Raw genomic sequence first — 20,136 nt, forward strand, 5'->3', positions numbered from 1 at the left:
TAGAATAAAGAAAGAATAATTATATTTGCTGGAGGGAAAAAGATATTGAGATTAGATCATTTTGTCATAAATGTAGATCAAAAGTACCAGAAAGACATCCAAATCATTAAAAGTATAGAAAACAGTGGCTTTCCTTATAAACCTTCATGGGGGAAAGGAACAAAAGGATTTAAGGCATCTAATCTATGGATTGGAAGCGAATACTTTGAAATGATCCATATTTTAAAAGAAGATGGAGGTGGATGGAAAAATGAATGGGTTGACCATTATAATAATGGACATCTGGGCTTGATTTGTATAATGATTGACACAGATAATTTGGATAAGATTTATGAGGCATTAATCAAAAAAGACATAAAGATTACACCGCCAGTTTTTTTACAGTTTAAATGGTTTTTTAATTTACTAACTAGAACAATGCCTTGGCGTAATAGTTATCTACCTTTTTTTGAAGGTATTCCATTACAGATAGGATTTCAGCAAATGAAAGATAACAAGGCACGAGAATTTATGGAGCAGTATATGGTTCCAAATAGTAGAGATAATCAGATATATGGGATAAAGGATGTAATTGTTCAAGGAGCATATACAGAAAATGATTTTAAATTAATAAAAGCTGTATTTTCAAACTATAATGAAGATGAGAGAAGTATAACGATAAACTTTTCAACCAATCAAAAGCTTACATTTCAGAATAATGAAAGCTATGGTGTTGAAATAATAACTGAATGTAAAAATAAATCATATATTGATAATACCATTCAAATTGAAAATATTAGATTGTCCAACGGCAATGAATTGGAATAGTATCTAAATATTATTAAGATGAAGCTAAATGATAAATAACATAGTTTAGATAAAATATTTTACTTATTTTCCATATGAAAATATCTATATCACACCTATTATAAACTCCCTTCATATTATAGTTTGAAGGGGGGAATAGATAATGTGCTATGAAAACAGAACCAAGGCATACGCAAGAATAAAGGGGGGCAATTTATACCCCAATTTACATGGTATAGTATTTTTTGATGATGTGGAAGGTGGCACAGAGGTAAGTGTAGAAGTGTGGGGATTGCCTTTATATAAACCTGCTAAAGGTAATAATCAGCCCATAGGACCACATGGATTCCATATACATGAAAAAGGAATATGTGAAGTTACAGATCCTAATAATCCATTTGAATCTGCAGGAGAACATTATAATCCAACAAATCAACCTCATGGAAATCATATCGGAGATTTTCCAGTTTTATTTTCAAATAACGGATATACTAGAATGAGATTTTTTACAGATAAGTTTAAGCCAGAAGATATTATAGGTAGATCAGTTATAATTCATGAAAATCCTGATGATTATAGAACTCAGCCATCTGGTAATTCAGGTAAGCGTATAGGATGTGGAGTAATATGCAAAACTAATTAAGTAGATTGAAATAGTTAGACTCTAACTATATAGTTAGAGTCTAACTATTTTTGATATTGTGATATAATTAATATATTATAGATACATTATTTTTCTAATGGGAGGATAAAGGTGAAATTGTTGAAAATTATATTTATTATTATAGCTTTTGGAGTGGTTATATTTCTTTATAATTATGATCAGATAAGTAAATTTAGGGTGAGGAATATAAGAATAGATTCTAAAAAAGTGAAAAATGATTTTAAAATAACTCAAATATCTGATTTTCACTCTAACCATCTAGTTAACTTAGGAAATATGGTAGATAGAATAAGAAAATTTGATCCAAATTTTATAGTACTAACAGGTGATATTCTAGATTCTAGAGATATAAAATTAGATACTGTAATCAAGCTGTTTGAAGCATTATTAGAGTTAAATAAAGAGATCTATTTTATACAAGGAAATCATGAAAATAGAAATCAATTATATAATGATTTAAAAGACGAGATGAAAAAGTTAGGAATAATCATCTTGGAAGATAGTTCCCATACAATTATAGTAAATAATGAATACATAAACATCACTGGTCTTAAATTTTATCCAAAGTCTAGAGAAGATAAAGAAGTTACATATTATCAAGAAGGAATTAAGAATCTAAATTTAGACTATTATAATATTCTACTGAGACACTCTCCCAATAATGTGGAAAGTATTTTAAATGGAAATGAAGATTTAATCCTATCTGGACATACCCATGGTGGACAAGTAAGACTGCCATTAATAGGAGCAATTGTAGCTCCGGGACAAGGCTTATTCCCAAAGCTTGACAAGGGAATTTTTAAAATAAATGATATAAATTTATATATAGATAGTGGATTAGGAAATAGTGCTGCATCAATAAGGGCATTTAATCCTGTTCAAATTTCAAATATAACTATTAAGGGAATGAAATAAAGATATGACATTAAATATAATTCATGTAGATATGGATGCCTTTTATGCAGCGGTGGAAGAAGAAGACAATCCTAAACTTAAAGGATTACCAGTTATAGTAGGTGGTCTTAGTAATCATGGTATAGTGACTACAGCTAATTATGAAGCTAGAAAATATGGAATTCATTCTGCTATGCCTATATTTATGGCAAAGCAAAGATGTCCAAAGGGTTTTTATATTTCTCCTAGAATGAAAAGGTATCAAGAGGTATCAAAGAACGTTTTTAATATTTTATATGAATTTACAGATTTAATAGAGCAGGTCTCCATAGATGAGGCTTATTTAGATATTTCTCATATTGATTTAGAACCATTAAAGCTTGTTGAAGAAATGAAGTATAAAGTTCAACAAAGTACAGGTCTAACCATGTCAGTAGGTATTTCATACAATAAATTTCTAGCAAAATTGGCATCGGACTGGAATAAACCAAATGGTATAAAGATCATAACTAAGGAAATGGTACCGAATATATTACTTCCATTGCCCATTAGAAAAGTTCATGGAGTAGGTCCAAAATCTGCTAGGAAACTAAATGGAATAGGTATATATACTGTTGAGGATTTACTTGGGCTTACAGTAGAATTTCTTGAAGAATTATTTGGAAAATCTGGCAGAGAGATATATGATAGAATTCGAGGAATAGATAATAGAGAAATAAACACAAATCGAGAGAGAAAATCTTTAGGCGTAGAGAGAACTTTTGAAGAGATAACAGATAATAAAGAAGTACTTATAAATTATTTGAAAACATTTTCTGAAGAATTATCCTATGATTTGAAGAGTCGAAACATACAAGGCAGGACAATAACAGTAAAAATAAAAGATGAAAATTTTATAGTACAAACTAGAAGTAAAACCTTAAATGAATATATCAATGATTTACCAAGGATATTTGATATGGCATTAGAACTTTTAAATGATATAGAATTAGATAGTAAAATTAGATTATTAGGTGTAACTGCGTCAAATCTTATAACATCAGAATTAGAACAGTTGTCATTATTTGACTAATTAAGCATTAATAATATAACTTTTTTCTTGAAATTTAGGAAGGTTATAGTAAGTTTTAAAATAAAAAAGATATAAAGGATAATTTCCATGTTCTTTATAAAAATAGGGATATAGTTTTTAACTATATCCCTATTAAAGATATTTCAAATAATATTATATTTCAAAACATAAGATTTATTTCATATTATCATATTTGTTTTCAGGTAGTTCTAGTACATTCATAAATTCTTCACCTGTAATAGTTTCATGTTCCAGTAGAAACTCAGATAGTTCATGAAGTTTTCCAATGTTTTCATTAAGAATATTCTTTGCTTTATCATGGGCATCTTTTATAATTTTAAGAACTTCAACATCTATCTTAGCTGCCATTTCTGGAGAACAAGCAAGAGACGCATCTCCACCTAAATATTGATTAGATACAGTTTCCAGTGCCATCATATCAAAATCGCCACTCATACCATAGCGAGTCACCATTGCTCTTGCTATTTTAGTAGCTTGTTCAATATCATTAGAAGCACCAGTAGTGATAGAATTAAAGATAATTTCTTCTGCCGCACGACCACCAGTTAAAGTAACTATTTTATTAAATAGATCTTCCTTAGACATTAAAAACTTTTCTCCTTCTTCTATTTGCATAGTATATCCTAATGCTCCAGAAGTCCTTGGAATAATAGTTATTTTGTGAACAGGAGCCGAATTCTTTTGTTTTGCTGCAACTAAAGCATGACCGATTTCATGATAAGAAACGATTAGTTTTTCCTGTGTAGATATTACAGCTCCTTTTCGTTGATAGCCAGCTATGACTGTTTCAACTGATTCTTCAAAATCAGATTGATTGACTTTAGTACGATTACATTTAACAGCACGAAGAGCAGCTTCATTTGCAATATTTGCCAGTTCTGCCCCTGATGCACCAGAAGTAGCTCTAGCAATTGCATTATAGTCTATTCCATTTTCTACTTTTATTTTTTTAGAGTGAACTTTGAGAATATCCTCACGTCCCTTTAAATCTGGAAGCTCTACTGGAATACGTCTATCAAATCTTCCAGGACGTAGAAGTGCCTTATCTAATGTTTCAGGTCTATTAGTAGCAGCTAGAATAACAACACCTTTGCTACCATCAAATCCATCCATTTCAGTAAGCAATTGATTAAGGGTTTGTTCACGTTCATCGTTACCACCCATACCAGAATTATCACGCTTTTTACCAATGGCATCGATTTCATCAATAAATACTATACAAGGGGCTTTTTCTTGAGCTTGTTTAAATAAATCTCGTACACGTGCAGCACCCATACCTACAAACATTTCAACAAATTCAGAACCAGATATTGAGAAGAAAGGAACTTGAGCTTCACCAGCAACTGCTTGAGCTAATAGAGTTTTACCAGTTCCAGGAGGACCTACAAGTAAAGCTCCCTTTGGAAGCAGAGCACCAATTTCTCTGTATTTTTCAGGAGTGTGGAGAAAATCTACAATTTCCGTAAGAGCTTCCTTTGCTTCATTTTGACCTGCCACATCTGCAAAAGTTTTTCCAGTTTGAGCCTTTACATAGACCTTAGCATTGCTTTTACCAAAGGTCATAGAGTTACCACCTAATCTTCCCTGTAAATTACGAGAAAACAATTGTCCAATTCCTATAAATAGAAATATTGGAATAATCCATGTTAATAAAAAGTTGACAATAGGAGACATTTCCTTTGGAATTGTACTTAAGAACTTAATTTCTTCATGCTGAGATAAACGATTTACCAAATCAGGATCATCCATTTTTCCAGTTATAAACAATTCATCTTTATCTTCATCACTTAGAACAGTAAAAACAATTTGATTTTCTTGAATTTCAACTTCCTTAATATTTCCAGATTCTATCTGGTTTAAAAATGTCCCATAATCAACTTGAGTTATTTGTTTTTTAAAAAATGATGGAAATACAAATGTATTTAGAACCATCATTACTAACATCACAATAGCATAATAAAAAATTAAAGGTTTTTTAGAATTTTTTCGTTTGTTCATTAATATTTCAACCTTTCTAAATAGAAGATTTTATACTTTGTTCATCCTAATTAACAAATCTTTTAAGTTTTGCAGACCAAGTATAATAGTTTGAATATCATCATGATTTTCACTTGAGAATATAGGTGTGTATATTTGTTTTAAGATATTATCAATTTCTGCTATAGTAGATATACCCTTGTCAGTAAGCTGTATTTTTACTACTCTTTCATCTGACATATCTCTATGTCTTTCTAAATACCCTTTTTTTTCTAATTGTTTACACATAGATGAAGTATTTCCACTTTGTATATTCATTATCTTGGCTAAACTACCAATACTATGATTTTGATCATCATTTATATGTTTAAGGATTTGAGCTTGTATAAGGGTCAAATCGTATTTATGAACGATAGGAAGAAAGGCATTATCAATGTTTACAGATACGTCTCTCATTAAATCTACTAATTGATCTTTGAACTCCAAAACATCCATTTATAAAATCCTCCTTTTATATTTAAGAATATCACAATAATGATATAAGGTATATTATATATACTGTATATATAATATACCTTATAGGGTAGCTTGTCAATATAATTCACTTTATCTGAATCATAACTAGAGTATATTAAAAGTGAATACTTATGGCTATAACTTAGTAAGATTTTATTTTAATGGAAGCCTAAGATTCCAGATGAAAATCCTTGAATAAAATTGGATTGAATAAATGTATATTTTATCATTGTAAGCTTCAAAAGATATTTCTAAACAATCCTTCTTCCATTATACCATTAATAATATTAACTATAACAGAAAATAAAATAAAAATAGTAGAAGTATTTTTTACCAATAATAACTATAATCCTAATTGTCTGATAAAAAATATTGTTGTCTACGATTTCCACATCACTGTTCATAGTTAGTGCAATTCTCCTATTTTATCTTCATAAGTTAGTAAAACAATTTAGAATTAGAAAACAATTGTAATCTAATGAAATTACTGAAAATATCGTGTATAATTAAGAGGAGGTGATTCAATGATTAAAGATAAATTTATAATGAAAATACAGAAAGAAAATGAAAATATTGAAAAGTATAGTAAGAAATCTAATTTAATTAGTATGGCTAGATTTATAGTATTTATAGGAATTATAGCCACTACCTATGTAATGATTAAGATAGATTATAAAGCAATTTATGCAGTAATAGATTTTATTTTAACAGTAATATTTATTGGCTTAATAATATATCATAATGTAATTAAAGATAGATTGAACTTTTCACAAGAGATTATAAATATAAATAATGAGTATTTAGATAGAATTAATGGAAATTGGATTGATTTTAATGATATTGGGGAGGAATTTATAAATAAGGAACATAAATATTCTTTTGATTTAGATATAGTAGGAAAAAAATCTCTATTTCAATTTATAAATATAGCTAATACATGGAATGGTAGAAGAAAATTAGCAAAAACCTTGTTGGAATCTAAGTATAATAAAGATGAAATATATTTAAGACAAGAAGCCATAAAGGAATTGGGAAGTAAACTAGATTTTTGCCAAGAATTAGAATATCTAGGAAGAAAACATAAAGAAGAATTACAAAATCCCGAAAGCTTAATGGAATATACTAAGAATAATGAAGAAGTGATGAAGTCACAGAAAATAAAAAAGATTCTTCATTTCCTTCCAATATTTGTTATACCATTGTCCATAGGAATTTTAGTATTTAAAGTTAAAGAAGTATATTCATTGATTCCATTATTGATATTACTCCAATATTTATTATGGGTAATAGGGTTTTCCAAACTCAATAGAATATTGGTACCAGTTGGAAAATTCAAATCTAATTTAGAGACCTATTTAGATATATTAAAGCTATTAGAAAAAGAAAAATTTGAATCTAAAAAGTTAAAGGATCTAAAGGAAATCTTATTTAATAAAGACTACTCATCTATACTGGGAATAGAGGAACTTGATAGAATTACAGAAAAAATCAATCTAAGATATAATAATGCCTTAATATACTTTTTATTTAATGGACTATTTTTATGGGATTATGAGTGTGCTTATTTATTGGAGAATTGGAAGAAAAAATATGGTGTGGAAGTAGAAAAATGGATTGAAGTTATAGGAGAAATTGAAGCATTATCTAGTCTAAGCGTTTTTATACAAATAGAAGAAGATATTTCTTTTCCAACTATTGATAATTCTAAATTAAAAATAAAAGCAGACAGTTTAGGACACCCACTTATAAATAGTGATATAAGAATACTAAATGATATAGAGATGGATAATAATATTTTTATTATTACAGGATCAAATATGTCAGGAAAGACTACATTTTTAAGGACATTGGGAATCAACTTAGTATTAGCATATAGTGGAGGACCTGTATATGCTGACAAAATGTCTTGTCCAATAGTGAGTATATATACATCTATGAGAGTAACAGATGATTTGAAAAATGGAATATCAACTTTTTATGCAGAGCTTCTTAGAATAAAAGATATTATCAATGAGGCAAAGGAAAATAAAAATATGATTTTTCTTATTGATGAAATCTTTAGAGGAACAAATTCCATAGACAGAATATTGGGAGCCAAAAATGTTCTTGCTAATCTAAATAAACTAGAAGTAATTGGAGCAATAACTACTCATGATTTAGAACTATGTGTGCTGGATAAATATAATAGAATAAAAAACTATCATTTTTCTGAGGAGTATAAAGATAATAAAATACATTTTGATTATAAAATTAGATTAGGCAGGTCCACTTCAACCAATGCAAAATATTTAATGAAATTAGTAGGTATTGAAATAATAGATGATTAAGAGAAGTTTGTAAGAAGATTGTAAGAAGTAAACTATATAATTTAGACTGTAAAGAAAATTACAGTCTATTTTTTATTTAAAGGAGGATTTTAAAATGATTATACTAAAAGCAGAGAATCTGAAAAAGTATTATGACAAGGATGTGAATATAGTAAAAGCTCTTGATGGAGTTGATGTTGAGATAAAAAAAGGTGAATTTGTTTCTATTGTCGGCACATCAGGCAGTGGAAAAAGTACATTACTACATATGTTAGGAGGTCTAGATAGGGCAACTGATGGAAAGGTATATGTGGATGATAAAGATATTTTTTCCATGACTGATGATCAGTTGACAGTATTTAGGCGTAGAAATATAGGATTTGTATTTCAAAACTATAATCTAGTTCCTATACTAAATGTCTATGAGAATATCGCACTTCCTATTGAACTTGATGGTAATAAAATAGATAAAAATCATGTAGATAATATTATTAAAACCCTTGGTCTTACTGAAAAAATCAATAATTTACCTAATAATTTATCTGGAGGACAACAACAGCGAGTTGCCATAGCTAGAGCCCTTGCTACAAAACCAGCTATAATCTTAGCTGATGAACCTACAGGTAACTTAGATAGTAAAACAAGTCAGGAGGTATTAGGTCTTTTAAAGATAACCAGTGAAAAATTTAACCAGACAATAGTTATGATTACTCATAATGAAGAGATTGCCCAACTTGCAGATAGAACTATTCGTATTGAAGATGGACAGATTGTAAGAGGTGATAGATAATGTATGAAAATAATAACAAAGCTATTGTAAAAAAATTAGCAAAACGCAGTATTAAAACTAATAGAATGAGAAATGTTTTTGCTGTCCTAGCTATTATACTTACAACTGTATTATTTACAACGGTGTTTACCATAGGAATTAGCATGGTTAAATCCATTGAATATAGTATTATGAGACAAGTAGGTAGTTCGGACCATGGAGGATTTAAATATCTTACAACAGAAGAATACGAAATTATAAAGAAACATAAGGATATAAAAGAATATGGAATAACTGTTCCAGTAGCCCTTGCAGAAAACCCAGAACTTGCAAAAAGACAAATTGAAATCAGCTATATAGATGAAAATGGAGCTAAATATAGATTTATATCCCCCCTTCATAAAGGAAATATGCCAAAGAGAGAAAATGAAATTGTACTAGATACTATAACTTTAGATATGCTAGGTTTAGGATATGAATTGGGGCAGGATATTACTTTCGATTATAGTATTAATGGAAAAGATTATAGCAAGAAATTCGTTTTAACTGGATATTATGAAGGTGATATTGTATCCATGGCAAGCTCAGCTTGTGTATCAAAGGAGTTTATAGAGAAAAATCTTTCAGAAATAGACCAGAAACGTTCTAAAGAAGACGGTTCTTATACAGGTACAATACTTCTTGATGTAATGCTCAATAATAAATTTAATATTGAAGAAAAGCTACTTAAAATATTATATGATAGTGGCTTTGAAGAAGGCAGTATTTCATATGGAATAAACTGGGCATATATGGGCAGTGGTTCATCTATTGAATTGAGTAATATAATACCATTAGTAGGTTTACTACTTTTAATAATGTTAAGTGGCTACCTTATTATATACAATTTGTTTTATATATCAGTTGTGAAGGATATACGATTTTATGGACTTCTTAAAACAATAGGTACAACATCAAGCCAACTAAAAAGATTAATTATAAAACAGGCAATGATACTTTCTTTTATAGGTGTTCCTTTTGGATTAGCTATGGGATACTTAGTAGGAATCATTCTTTTACCATATGTTCTGCAAATATTAACATTTTCACATTCTGCTATTTCAATAAATCCTATTATATTTGTTGGATCTGCATTGTTTTCAATTATCACTGTATTAGTAAGTTGCCATAAACCTGCTAGATATGCAGCTAAAACATCTCCTATGGAAGCAGTTAGATATACTGGTCTATCCAATTATGGGAATAAAAAGACCAAAAAATCTGGGAAGGGTGTAAGGCTATATAAAATGGCATTTTCTAATGTATTCAGAAATAAGAAAAAGGCTTTTGTAGTTATAGTTTCTCTTTCCCTTAGTATGATTTTACTGAATAGTGTTTATACAATTGTCTCTGGTTTTGATATGGATAAATACCTAAGTGGGCAAGCTGGTACAGATTTTACAATAGGTGATGCTACTTTTTATAGATGGCGTTTTGAGGAGGAAAATTCTAATGCTGTTACAGAAGAATTATGTAATGAAATAGAACAGCTTGCAGGTGTTGAAGGTGTTGGTAAATTATATAACAAACAAGTAATCATACCAACTACTGGTGAAATGGAACTATTAGCTAAAGACGAAGTAGAAACAGAAGACAAATCTATTTTGGAAGGTATTATTAGAAACAAAGAGATATGGATTGATATGTATGGTATAGATAATATACTTTATCCGTTACTTAATGAATATATAATCCACGGAGAATTTGATGACGAGCTATTTAAAACTGGAAATTATGCAGTGATATATAAGGGCTTATGGGATATAAACATCTATGATATTGGTGATAAAATAAATATATTATCCGATGAAGGACAGAATAAAGAATACACCATTATGGCAATTGTAGATAGATTACCATTATATATGTATAGTGGGAAGGTTATTGTAGGTGCAGTTAATATATATATTCCTTCGGAAGAATATACAAGATATACAGACAATATTTCAATAATGACTGCATTATTTAACGTAGAAGATGAATATATTCCCAATATGGATCAGTATATTCAAAATAAAATAAAAGAAATTCCAACTCTTGACTATCGTTCAAAGGCAGTTTATGAACAGGAGTATAATGATATGGTAAACACTTACAATGCTGTAGGATATACTTTAAGTCTTATTATTGGCTTAATTGGTATACTGAACTTTATAAATGTTATGATTACAAGTATTATATCTCGTAGGCAGGAATTTGCAACAATGCAAAGTATAGGTATGACAAATAAACAGCTTAGAAAAATGCTTATCTTTGAGGGACTATACTACGCTTTAATTACTTTTGCTGTTGTTTTAGTAATAGGTATACCAATTATTTATTTTGGAGTTAACTCATATGCAGGGGGAATGTCATTCTTTAGTTATCACTTTACAATATTGCCAATATTTATATGTATGCCTATTTTAATTGTTATTTCTGGAATAATACCTGCTTTGTGCTTTACTAATATTAAAAATATCAGTGTAGTTGAAAGACTGAGGGAAATAGAATAATTTTAAATACATAAACGGGCTAGAAATAGTCCGTTTCATGTTATAATATGTGATATAAAAGGTAAAGGATTTGATTATATGAGTACCATATTAATAATAGAGGACGATAAGCTACTAAATGAAGGAATAACCTTTTCTTTGCAGAGTGAAGGATATATAGTATTATCAGCATATAATGGAAAACAGGCTATGGAATTATTGAATTATAATCCTGATTTAATCATATTAGATATAAATCTTCCTGATAAGAATGGTGTGACACTTTGCGAATATATTAGAGAAGATATAAGCGTACCTATTATTTTTCTAACGGCCAAAGATACAGAAGAGGATATAGTAAAGGGCTTTAAAGCAGGGGGAGATGATTATATAACAAAGCCATTTTCTTTACCTATATTGAAGGAAAGAATAAAGGCTGTGCTGAAACGCAGAATTATACAAAGGGATAGTGTATATTATTATAAAAATCTTATATTTGATTTTGATAAGCTGAAGCTTATTAAAGACGATGTAGAAGTCCCTATTACTGCAACAGAAGTAAAGTTATTGGAACTATTTATTCAAAATAAGGGGAAGGTACTGACAAGAACACAAATACTTGATAAAATTTGGGATATAGATGGTGATTTTGTAGATGAAAATACCATTAGTGTAAATATTCGAAGACTTAGAGCTAAAATTGAAGATGACCCATCAAAACCCATCTTTATTAAAACCGTATTTGGTATAGGATATATATGGGGTGATAATAGGTGAGAGATTCCATAAAGAAGCTAGTTATTGTTACCATTATATCAATAATAATTCTTTCTGCTTTTTTCCTAGGAATTACTTCAAATCTTCTTTCCAATTTTGATATAAAAATAGTTGGGTTAGTATCAATTTTCTCTGTTTCTATAATAGTTATTTGCACTATATTTGTTTTCTTAGTGTCTAAAAATGTGAATACTACACTTGAGGCTTTGAGTCAGACTATTGAATCAATAATAGATGACAATCCAAAGGATATTTTTTCTACAATTGAGGATACTATGCTTTCAAAATTACAAAGTCAAGTAATAAAATTGTCAGATATTTTAAAGTCTCATAATATTAGGCAGAGAAAAGAAAAAGATGACTTAGCATCATTGATTTCAGATATATCTCACCAGCTTAAAACACCACTTGCTAACCTTAATATATATAATTCACTATTACTAGATACTAGTCTTTCAGATGATAGGAGAATAGAATTTACTAAAAATATGCAAAGTCAAATTGAAAAATTAAATTGGCTTATGGAGTCCTTGATTAAGATGTCAAAACTAGAAACGGGAATCATAAAATTAAATATAAAAAATCAATCCATAACACAGACTGTATTGCAGGCAATACTTATGGTATCACCAAAGGCAGAACAGAAAGGAATTAATATTACATTTAGCAGTGAAAAGGATATAATCTGTAATCATGATACTAAGTGGACACAAGAAGCCATATTTAATATTTTAGATAATGGAATAAAATATAGCCCAGATAATACTGAAATACATATGTCAATCATAAAATATGAATTATTTTGCAGAATAGATATACAGGACAAAGGTGATGGAATAATAGAGTCTGACATTAACAAAATTTTTACAAGATTCTATAGAGGTGAGAATTCTAAGAATATAGATGGTGTAGGAATAGGGTTATTTTTATCTAGAAAGATTGTTTCTCAGCAGGGAGGATATATTAAAGTAAAATCTATATTGGGAAGAGGTTCTGTATTTTCTGTATTTCTACCTTTTGAAACATAGGATATAAAGATAGTTTAGTAGAAGATAATTAAGAATCTTAATAAAGTAGAGAAATAAGTCATAGGGATTAAAGATAATAAATATATAGAATTTTATTGCACTAATAAAAGATAAAAACACAGGATATTAATTATAATTTTCCTGTGTTTTACATTAAATAATATTTTTATTTCAATTTATAATCTAATCTAACTAATTCTTCGGGTTCACCATATATGGCGAAATCAAGTAAATCTTTTATAATTCTTGTTTGTAATTGGGTATCAAAGGCCCTGCCAAAAGTCCTGCCAAGTGGAAATGGTATATGCATCATTCTTGGAGGTTTAACCTTTTCTGCAACTTTAGGTAAATGTACAATTGATGCTGTTCTTATACCACGGGATTCTATCTCTCGCTGAATCAATCCTACAGATTGATGACATATATATCACCCAGGAGATAATAATGCTATATCCACATTATCTTCTACTAATATATCAGCTATTTCAGGAGCAGATTCATTGATTAACAGATCAACTTTAGGGATATAGCCCATAAGCCCAAAATTATGAGGAGCTACATTACTAATATATCCTTCGTTCTGTAGATTTCTAAGAATTTCTAAAGGAAATACACAATTAATATCTTTTAAAGCCTCTTCTTTATCATAGTGATCATGGGTAATTGTCAAATCATCAAAATCAACATCTCCAGGAATGAATCTAAAAGTATGATCTCCATTAGTATCAAATGGCCTGTCTTTTTTAAGATGAACACCTGCAGTAGTTATAAAAGCTACTTTTGAATCCTTTAAAGTTTTGTTTGCCTCTGCTATGGGAGGTGAAGAAGTTATACTGTTCACCATAAACTCTGCGACTTTACCAATTATTTTTTGTTTTAAACCTATATTGTTTTTTATCATATGAATTTTTCCTTATACTTTATTTTTGGTTAACTTTATTTTATATATACCTTAATAAAAGAAATATAATCTTAGAAAAAACTAGCATAAATTTGTTAAGAATACCGGACTTACTAGTTTATTTGATAATCTACTTAAAAATGCAATTAGTGAAGTTTATTTGAAAGTATAAAGATATTTGAAAATATGATACAATTAAGTATAAATTAAAGGCATTATTGGGGGATAGACAGATGATATTTAGAAGACTTAGGGCAGTTGTTTTGATAATAGTACTAATACTTATTTTTTTCAATGTATTTCAAAGATTTTCTTTACTAAAAAGAGGCTTTATTTCATCAAACAAAGTAATAATCATAGATCCTGGACATGGAGGGAAAGATTCTGGCACTATTAGTGTTAGCGGTTATTATGAAAAAGATATAAATTTAGAAATATCTAAAAAATTATATAAAAAACTTATATCCATGGATTATAAGGTTATTTTAACTAGGAAAACAGATGAATTTGTAGATAACAACCATAGAGCAGAGATAGCAAATGAAAATAAGGCTAGGGTATTCATTAGTATTCATGGTAATGCTATGGAAAATAATAATAGTATAAATGGAATTCAAGTATTATATTACCCAAACAGAAAGAATAATATTAATGATTTGTTGGCTCAAATTATGCTAGACGAATTAGTAAAAGGTACTGGAGCTGCTGATAAAGGTATTATAGGTAGAGAGGATTTAATAGTTTTAAATCAAACTAAAATGCCAGCTATAATAGTTGAATATGGATTTTTATCTAATGAAAATGAAGAAAAGCTCTTGTTAACTGATTCTTATCAAGACAAGGTAGTAGATTCTATAGTGAATGGATTAGAATATTATTTTAGTCTAAATTTAGAAAACTAAAAAATATAATTCATAAATAGAAAAATTAAAGATAAAATTATATATAACACAGCAATGGGGATATTAGTAATTAATATCCTTATTTTTTAAATTAAAAATGATATTTTTAGTATAATTTTATAAAAGAATTTTTAGGGAATCGAAAAAAAAGGTTTACATGGAAATAATCTATATTATATAATATCTATGAACTAAAAAATATATATTATATACAGAAAGGATGCTGATACTATTTGAACATGTTAACTCAAAAATTGAAAGAGGTTACACTTGCGGTATTTCCAATTACCCTTATAGTGCTGATTTTAAACTTTACTATAGCTCCAATAGGAGCGAATTTAATGTGGAAGTTTATAATTGGAGCAATATTTATTATATTTGGTTTAGCTATATTCCTATTTGGAGCAGAGCTAGGAATACAACCTATAGGAACCTTAATGGGGTCATCCTTAACAAAGACCAAAAATATATGGATTATTATAATATTTGGATTCATACTTGGTTTTTTTATAAATGTTGCAGAGCCTGATTTATTAGTTCTAGCAAGGCAAGTAAGTGAAGTAACTTCTGGAGTATTATCACAAGCAAGTATCGTAATAGTAGTTTCAATTGGAGTAGGTGTATTAGTTGCTGTTGGACTATCAAGGATTATATTTAACATTCCATTACACAAACTTTTAACAGTATTGTACGGCATAATATTTTTTCTAGTAATTTTGGCACCTACGGAATTTCTAGGAATAGCATTTGATTCAGGCGGAGCCACAACTGGATCAATGACAGTACCATTTATTTTGGCATTAGGATTAGGTGTGTCTTCAACAAAGGGTGGTAAAGAATCTGAAGAATCAAGTTTTGGATTAGTTGGAGTAGCTTCTGCTGGTCCTATGATGGCAGTTCTAATAATGAGTCTGCTTTCTGGTATAAAATCTCTAACAGGAAGTTTACCTTATCAGTCTGTTGATACGAAGGGTGTATTAGCTTCCTTCCTACATGAAATACCTGTACTATCAATGGAAGTTATGATGGCAATGATTCCATTATTAATCTTGTTTTTTATATTTCAAATTATATTTTTTAAACTATCTAAAAAACAAGTTAATAAAATTCTAAAGGGGTTGCTTTATACATTTATAGGTTTTGTATTATTCTTAACTGGAGTAAATGCTGGATTTATGGAGGCAGGGACTGCCATAGGCCATGCTGCTGCATCTCTTGATAAGAATTGGCTTGTTATAGCAATAGGGTTTGTTCTTGGATTCACAGTAATATTTGCAGAGCCAGCAGTATATGTATTAAATGAGCAGATTGAAGATGTTACAAGTGGACATATTAAGAAAAAAGTAATATTATATACATTATCCATAGGAGTAGCTGTAGCGGTATCTCTTTCTATGATAAGAATATTAATTCCAAGTATTAAATTGTGGCATTTCCTTGTACCATGTTATTTATTAGCAATAGCTTTATCTTATTTTGCACCTAAACTATTTGTAGGTATTGCCTTTGACTCAGGTGGAGTAGCTTCTGGGCCAATGACGGCTACTTTTATATTGGCATTTGCTCAAGGTGTAGCAGAAGCAGTAGAAGGAGCAGACGTATTAATGGATGCCTTTGGTGTAATTGCCATGGTAGCACTGACGCCTTTAATTGCTATACAAATATTAGGTCTAGTATATGATCGTAAGGCTGGAAAAAAGGAGTTGAACTAAATTGAACCTAGATATGATCAATAAAGAATTAGTTTTATCCGCTGTTATAGTAAATTTAGGAAGTGGAAGTAAAGTTTTAAAAGAGGCAAAAAAAATTGGTGTAGCAGGGGGAACTATTTTCTTAGGAAGAGGAACAGTGAAAAATCATATTTTAGAAATATTGGGACTTAATGAGGTAAAGAAAGAAATAGTATTGATGATTTCAGAAAGTGGGCTTGAAGACAAAATTCATGAAGTTTTAACTCAAAAACTTCACTTAGATAAGCCTAATCATGGAATAATCTTCTCTTCGCCTGTAAAGAAAGTTTTAGGTATAAAAAATTATGGTGAGTCTGATGGAGACCTAAGAATAGGAGGAAAAGATGAGATGGAATATGAAGTAATATTTACTATAGTAGAAAGAGGTCTTGGAGAAGAAGTTGTAGATGCTGCTACTTCAGCAGGAGCAAGGGGTGCTACTATTATTAATGCAAGAGGTTCCGGAATACATGAAAATGTTATGTTTTTTTCAATGAATATTGAACCAGAGAAAGAAATAGTTATGCTAATAGTTGAAAAAGAAAAATCAAATAAAATAGCAAAAGTCATAAAAGAAGCTATGAATCTTGACGAACCAGGTAAAGGTATAATGTTCATTATGGACGTCAATAAAACTTCAGGGTTATTTCAATCTAAAGATTTAAATTAAATGAGAGCCAGTTGAGAAATTTTATTTTCTTAACTGGTTTTTTGTTTATTGACATTGACGTAACGTAAAGGTTTATAGTAGATTTAGAAGGAGGTGAACGAAATGGAATATACAGTGCAAAGATTGGCTAATTTAGCAGGAATCAGCAGTAGAACACTTAGATACTATGATGAAATAGGAATTCTTAAACCAGCAAGAATTAATTCATCGGGATACCGAATATATGGAAGTAAAGAAGTTGATAGATTACAACAGATATTATTCTATAGGGAATTAGGTATGGATTTAGAGAGTATAAAAAATATAGTAGCATCAGATTCTTTTGATGAGTCAACGGCACTTATACAGCACCGTGAAAAGCTCCTTCATCAAAGAGAAAAAATAGATTTATTAATATCCAATGTTAATAAGACTATAGCATTAAAAGAAGGGAGAATTAAAATGAGTGATAAAGAAAAATTTGAAGGTTTTAAACAAAAAATGATTAATAGTAATGAAGAAAAGTTTGGTAGAGAGGCTAGAGAAAAGTATGGAGATGACAAGGTAGATAAATCAAATGAAATGTTAAAAAATATGACTGAAAAGCAGTATAAAGAGCTACAAGAACTTAGTGCTAATGTTATAGACACATTAAAATTAGCATATTATACTAAAAATCCATCAGGGGAACTAGCACAAAAAGCAGTAGATTTACATCGTCAATGGTTAAGCTATTTTTGGGATTTTTATACTAAAGAAGCCCATGCTAGTCTTGCTCAAATGTATGTTGATGATGAAAGATTCAAAGAATATTATGATAGGGAACAACCTGGGTTAGCAGAATTTTTAAGAGATGCAGTTTATATTTATGCTAAAATAGACTAAACTAAAGAGAAGAAGCAATTAATTTAAATTAATTGTTTCTTCTGAGTTCATCGAAAAAGTAAAATATTTTTAAGAAAATCCTAAATTCAAAAAGGATTTTCTTTTTTTATGTCGTATATAGTATATGAGGTGATATATTATGATGACAAGAGGCAAAAGAAAGAATCAACAATTTGAATTGGAATTAGTAATGTTAGAACAGTTAGTAAAACCAGATCATGACTTAAGAAAAATAGATAAACACATTAACTTTGACTTTATCTATGACTTAGTTGAGCCATATTATGCAGAAGATAGAGGTAGACCATCAATTGACCCTGTAGTATTGTTTAAAATGTCACTTATTCAAGCACTTGATGGCATCCGTTCCGAAGAAAAGCTAGTAGATGCAATACATCATAATATGGCTTACCGTTGGTTCTTAGGATATGGATTAACTGAATCCATACCAGACCATTCAACCATAAGCCATAATAGAGCAGTAAGATTCAAAGATTCAACAATATACGAAGATATATTTAACGAAATAGTACTAATGGCTATAGACCACGGATTTGTAGAGGGAAAAATTGTATATACCGATTCGACACATGTAAAGGCTAATGCTAGTAACTCAAAGTTTGAAAATGTAACAGAAGAACGTGTAATAGAAGAAGATGAGTCGTTACTAATGTTAATAAACGATAAGCGAATTAGTAAAGATCAGAAAGCCTTAAAGCCAGCAGATTCTAAAATAGAAGTTCATTCAAGAAAAGTAAGTAAGACCGATCCTGATAGTGGATATATGCATCGAGACAGAAAACCAATAGGATTTTATCATTTGGTTCATGGCACAGTTGATAGCTCAAATAATATACTACTAAGTGCACACGTAACACCAGGCAATGTTCATGATAGCACAGTATATATAGATAACCTAGAGGACATGTTTAAAAAACTAAATTTAGCTCCAAAGTATGCAGGTGCAGATGCAGGATATTTTAATCTAGATATAATAGAAGAACTAAGTACTAAAGGAATAACACCAGTAATTGGACCAAGAAAATATGCAGGAAAAAAAGGTAAAAAATCAAAGTATTGGTTTGAATACTACCCAGAAGAAGATATATATCGTTGCTTTGAAGGAGAAGAATTAAAATATAAAACTACAACACGACAAGGTTATGTGGAGTATGAAAGTGATAAAAACATTTGTAATAAATGTCCTAAACGCGATAAATGTTTATACGAAAGTAATACCACAGGAGAAATTTCCTCAGAGCAAACAAGGATAATTAGACGACATATCAAAGAACATTATGCCGATGAAGTTCGCTCTTTCATGAAGACAGAAAAGGGCAAAAGTCTTTATCAACGAAGGAAAGAAACCGTTGAAAGGGCATTTGCAGATTTAAAAGAATTGATGGGTATGAGATATGCACATTATCGTGGCTCACATGCAGTAAAAGCTCAAGTCCTAGTGACAGGGGCTGCTTATAATGTCAAAAAGATTGCAAGACTGCTGGACAAGCAGGAAAAGGAATAGTGATAATACCAGAAAAGCCATTAAATATAGGGTAACTTCAATTAAAATTTAATAAATTTAATTATATAAGGAGAAAAAAGCCTAATTTCTTACTTTTCTTAAGAAATTAAGGCTTTTTTCGATAGTCTCAGAAGAAGCAATTAATTTAAATTAATTGTTTCTTCTCTTTAAATTATAGTTAACATATTGATAAAATATGATAGACTCTATATTATAGATGT

General features: G+C 29.4%; 18 protein-coding genes. 14 read left to right on the forward strand and 4 right to left on the reverse strand.

Annotated features, from left to right (window positions below; all coding sequences use genetic code 11):
- The first annotated feature begins 45 nt into the window (after positions 1-45).
- The 4 genes from KQI41_RS07780 to KQI41_RS07795 all read left to right on the forward strand — a co-directional run bounded on the left by KQI41_RS07780 (position 46) and on the right by KQI41_RS07795 (position 3,416).
- Entirely contained in the window at positions 46-807 is a 762-nt protein-coding gene (locus tag KQI41_RS07780) for a hypothetical protein (RefSeq protein WP_154441846.1), read from the forward strand.
- 142 nt (positions 808-949) lie between these two features.
- Positions 950-1,429, forward strand: a complete 480-nt coding sequence (locus KQI41_RS07785) for a superoxide dismutase family protein (RefSeq protein WP_154441844.1) — start codon at positions 950-952, stop codon at positions 1,427-1,429.
- Positions 1,430-1,540: 111 nt separating this feature from the next.
- Positions 1,541-2,365 carry a metallophosphoesterase gene (locus KQI41_RS07790; RefSeq protein ID WP_154441842.1) on the forward strand — a complete coding sequence of 275 codons (825 nt, stop codon included), beginning with the start codon at positions 1,541-1,543 and terminating at the stop codon, positions 2,363-2,365.
- A gap of 4 nt (positions 2,366-2,369) precedes the next feature.
- Positions 2,370-3,416, forward strand: coding sequence for a DNA polymerase IV (locus KQI41_RS07795; protein WP_154441840.1), 1,047 nt, complete (start codon positions 2,370-2,372; stop codon positions 3,414-3,416).
- Between the two features lie 174 nt (positions 3,417-3,590).
- Here KQI41_RS07795 and ftsH read toward each other — a convergent pair whose 3' ends face one another.
- Positions 3,591-5,435 (reverse strand): ATP-dependent zinc metalloprotease FtsH, encoded by a 1,845-nt coding sequence (ftsH, locus tag KQI41_RS07800; RefSeq protein ID WP_154441838.1) that lies wholly within the window; start codon positions 5,433-5,435, stop codon positions 3,591-3,593.
- Between the two features lie 30 nt (positions 5,436-5,465).
- A complete protein-coding gene (locus KQI41_RS07805) occupies positions 5,466-5,909 on the reverse strand; it encodes a MarR family winged helix-turn-helix transcriptional regulator (protein ID WP_154441836.1) in 444 nt (147 codons plus the stop codon).
- 545 nt (positions 5,910-6,454) lie between these two features.
- Between KQI41_RS07805 and KQI41_RS07810 the strand changes: the two genes are divergently transcribed.
- The 5 genes from KQI41_RS07810 (at position 6,455) to KQI41_RS07830 (ending at position 13,323) form a co-directional block, all read left to right on the forward strand.
- Positions 6,455-8,257, forward strand: coding sequence for a MutS family DNA mismatch repair protein (locus KQI41_RS07810; RefSeq protein ID WP_154441834.1), 1,803 nt, complete (start codon positions 6,455-6,457; stop codon positions 8,255-8,257).
- Between the two features lie 94 nt (positions 8,258-8,351).
- Complete coding sequence (locus KQI41_RS07815) at positions 8,352-9,026, forward strand: ABC transporter ATP-binding protein (RefSeq protein ID WP_216585123.1); 675 nt, start codon at positions 8,352-8,354, stop codon at positions 9,024-9,026.
- Entirely contained in the window at positions 9,026-11,539 is a 2,514-nt protein-coding gene (locus KQI41_RS07820; RefSeq protein ID WP_216585124.1) for an ABC transporter permease, read from the forward strand. The genes KQI41_RS07815 and KQI41_RS07820 overlap by 1 nt, the downstream gene beginning before the upstream one ends.
- Positions 11,540-11,617: 78 nt before the next feature.
- A complete protein-coding gene (locus KQI41_RS07825; RefSeq protein WP_154441828.1) occupies positions 11,618-12,295 on the forward strand; it encodes a response regulator transcription factor in 678 nt (225 codons plus the stop codon).
- Entirely contained in the window at positions 12,292-13,323 is a 1,032-nt protein-coding gene (locus tag KQI41_RS07830; RefSeq protein WP_216585125.1) for a sensor histidine kinase, read from the forward strand. Before KQI41_RS07825 ends, KQI41_RS07830 begins: the two co-directional genes overlap by 4 nt.
- A 166-nt stretch (positions 13,324-13,489) precedes the next feature.
- On the opposite strand, the gene KQI41_RS07835 is transcribed toward KQI41_RS07830, so the two are convergent.
- Together KQI41_RS07835 and KQI41_RS07840 are read right to left on the reverse strand one after the other, a co-directional pair.
- Positions 13,490-13,726 (reverse strand): hypothetical protein, encoded by a 237-nt coding sequence (locus KQI41_RS07835; protein ID WP_154441826.1) that lies wholly within the window; start codon positions 13,724-13,726, stop codon positions 13,490-13,492.
- Between the two features lie 24 nt (positions 13,727-13,750).
- Positions 13,751-14,224 carry a glycine/sarcosine/betaine reductase selenoprotein B family protein gene (locus tag KQI41_RS07840; RefSeq protein ID WP_154441824.1) on the reverse strand — a complete coding sequence of 158 codons (474 nt, stop codon included), beginning with the start codon at positions 14,222-14,224 and terminating at the stop codon, positions 13,751-13,753.
- Positions 14,225-14,457: 233 nt separating this feature from the next.
- On the opposite strand from KQI41_RS07840, the gene KQI41_RS07845 reads away from it, so the two are divergent.
- The 5 genes from KQI41_RS07845 (at position 14,458) to KQI41_RS07865 (ending at position 19,915) form a co-directional block, all read left to right on the forward strand.
- Complete coding sequence (locus tag KQI41_RS07845; RefSeq protein ID WP_154441822.1) at positions 14,458-15,126, forward strand: N-acetylmuramoyl-L-alanine amidase family protein; 669 nt, start codon at positions 14,458-14,460, stop codon at positions 15,124-15,126.
- 239 nt (positions 15,127-15,365) lie between these two features.
- Positions 15,366-16,838, forward strand: coding sequence for a DUF1538 domain-containing protein (locus tag KQI41_RS07850; RefSeq protein ID WP_216585935.1), 1,473 nt, complete (start codon positions 15,366-15,368; stop codon positions 16,836-16,838).
- 1 nt (position 16,839) lies between these two features.
- Positions 16,840-17,526: a P-II family nitrogen regulator gene (locus tag KQI41_RS07855; protein ID WP_229768609.1), complete on the forward strand. Its 687-nt coding sequence runs from the start codon at positions 16,840-16,842 to the stop codon at positions 17,524-17,526.
- A gap of 102 nt (positions 17,527-17,628) precedes the next feature.
- Entirely contained in the window at positions 17,629-18,390 is a 762-nt protein-coding gene (locus KQI41_RS07860) for a MerR family transcriptional regulator (protein ID WP_154441818.1), read from the forward strand.
- Between the two features lie 139 nt (positions 18,391-18,529).
- Positions 18,530-19,915 carry an IS1182 family transposase gene (locus KQI41_RS07865; RefSeq protein WP_154441216.1) on the forward strand — a complete coding sequence of 462 codons (1,386 nt, stop codon included), beginning with the start codon at positions 18,530-18,532 and terminating at the stop codon, positions 19,913-19,915.
- The last annotated feature ends 221 nt before the right edge of the window (positions 19,916-20,136 follow it).

It is taken from the genome of Tissierella pigra (genome assembly GCF_018917845.1).
GTDB lineage: Bacteria > Bacillota > Clostridia > Tissierellales > Tissierellaceae > Tissierella > Tissierella pigra.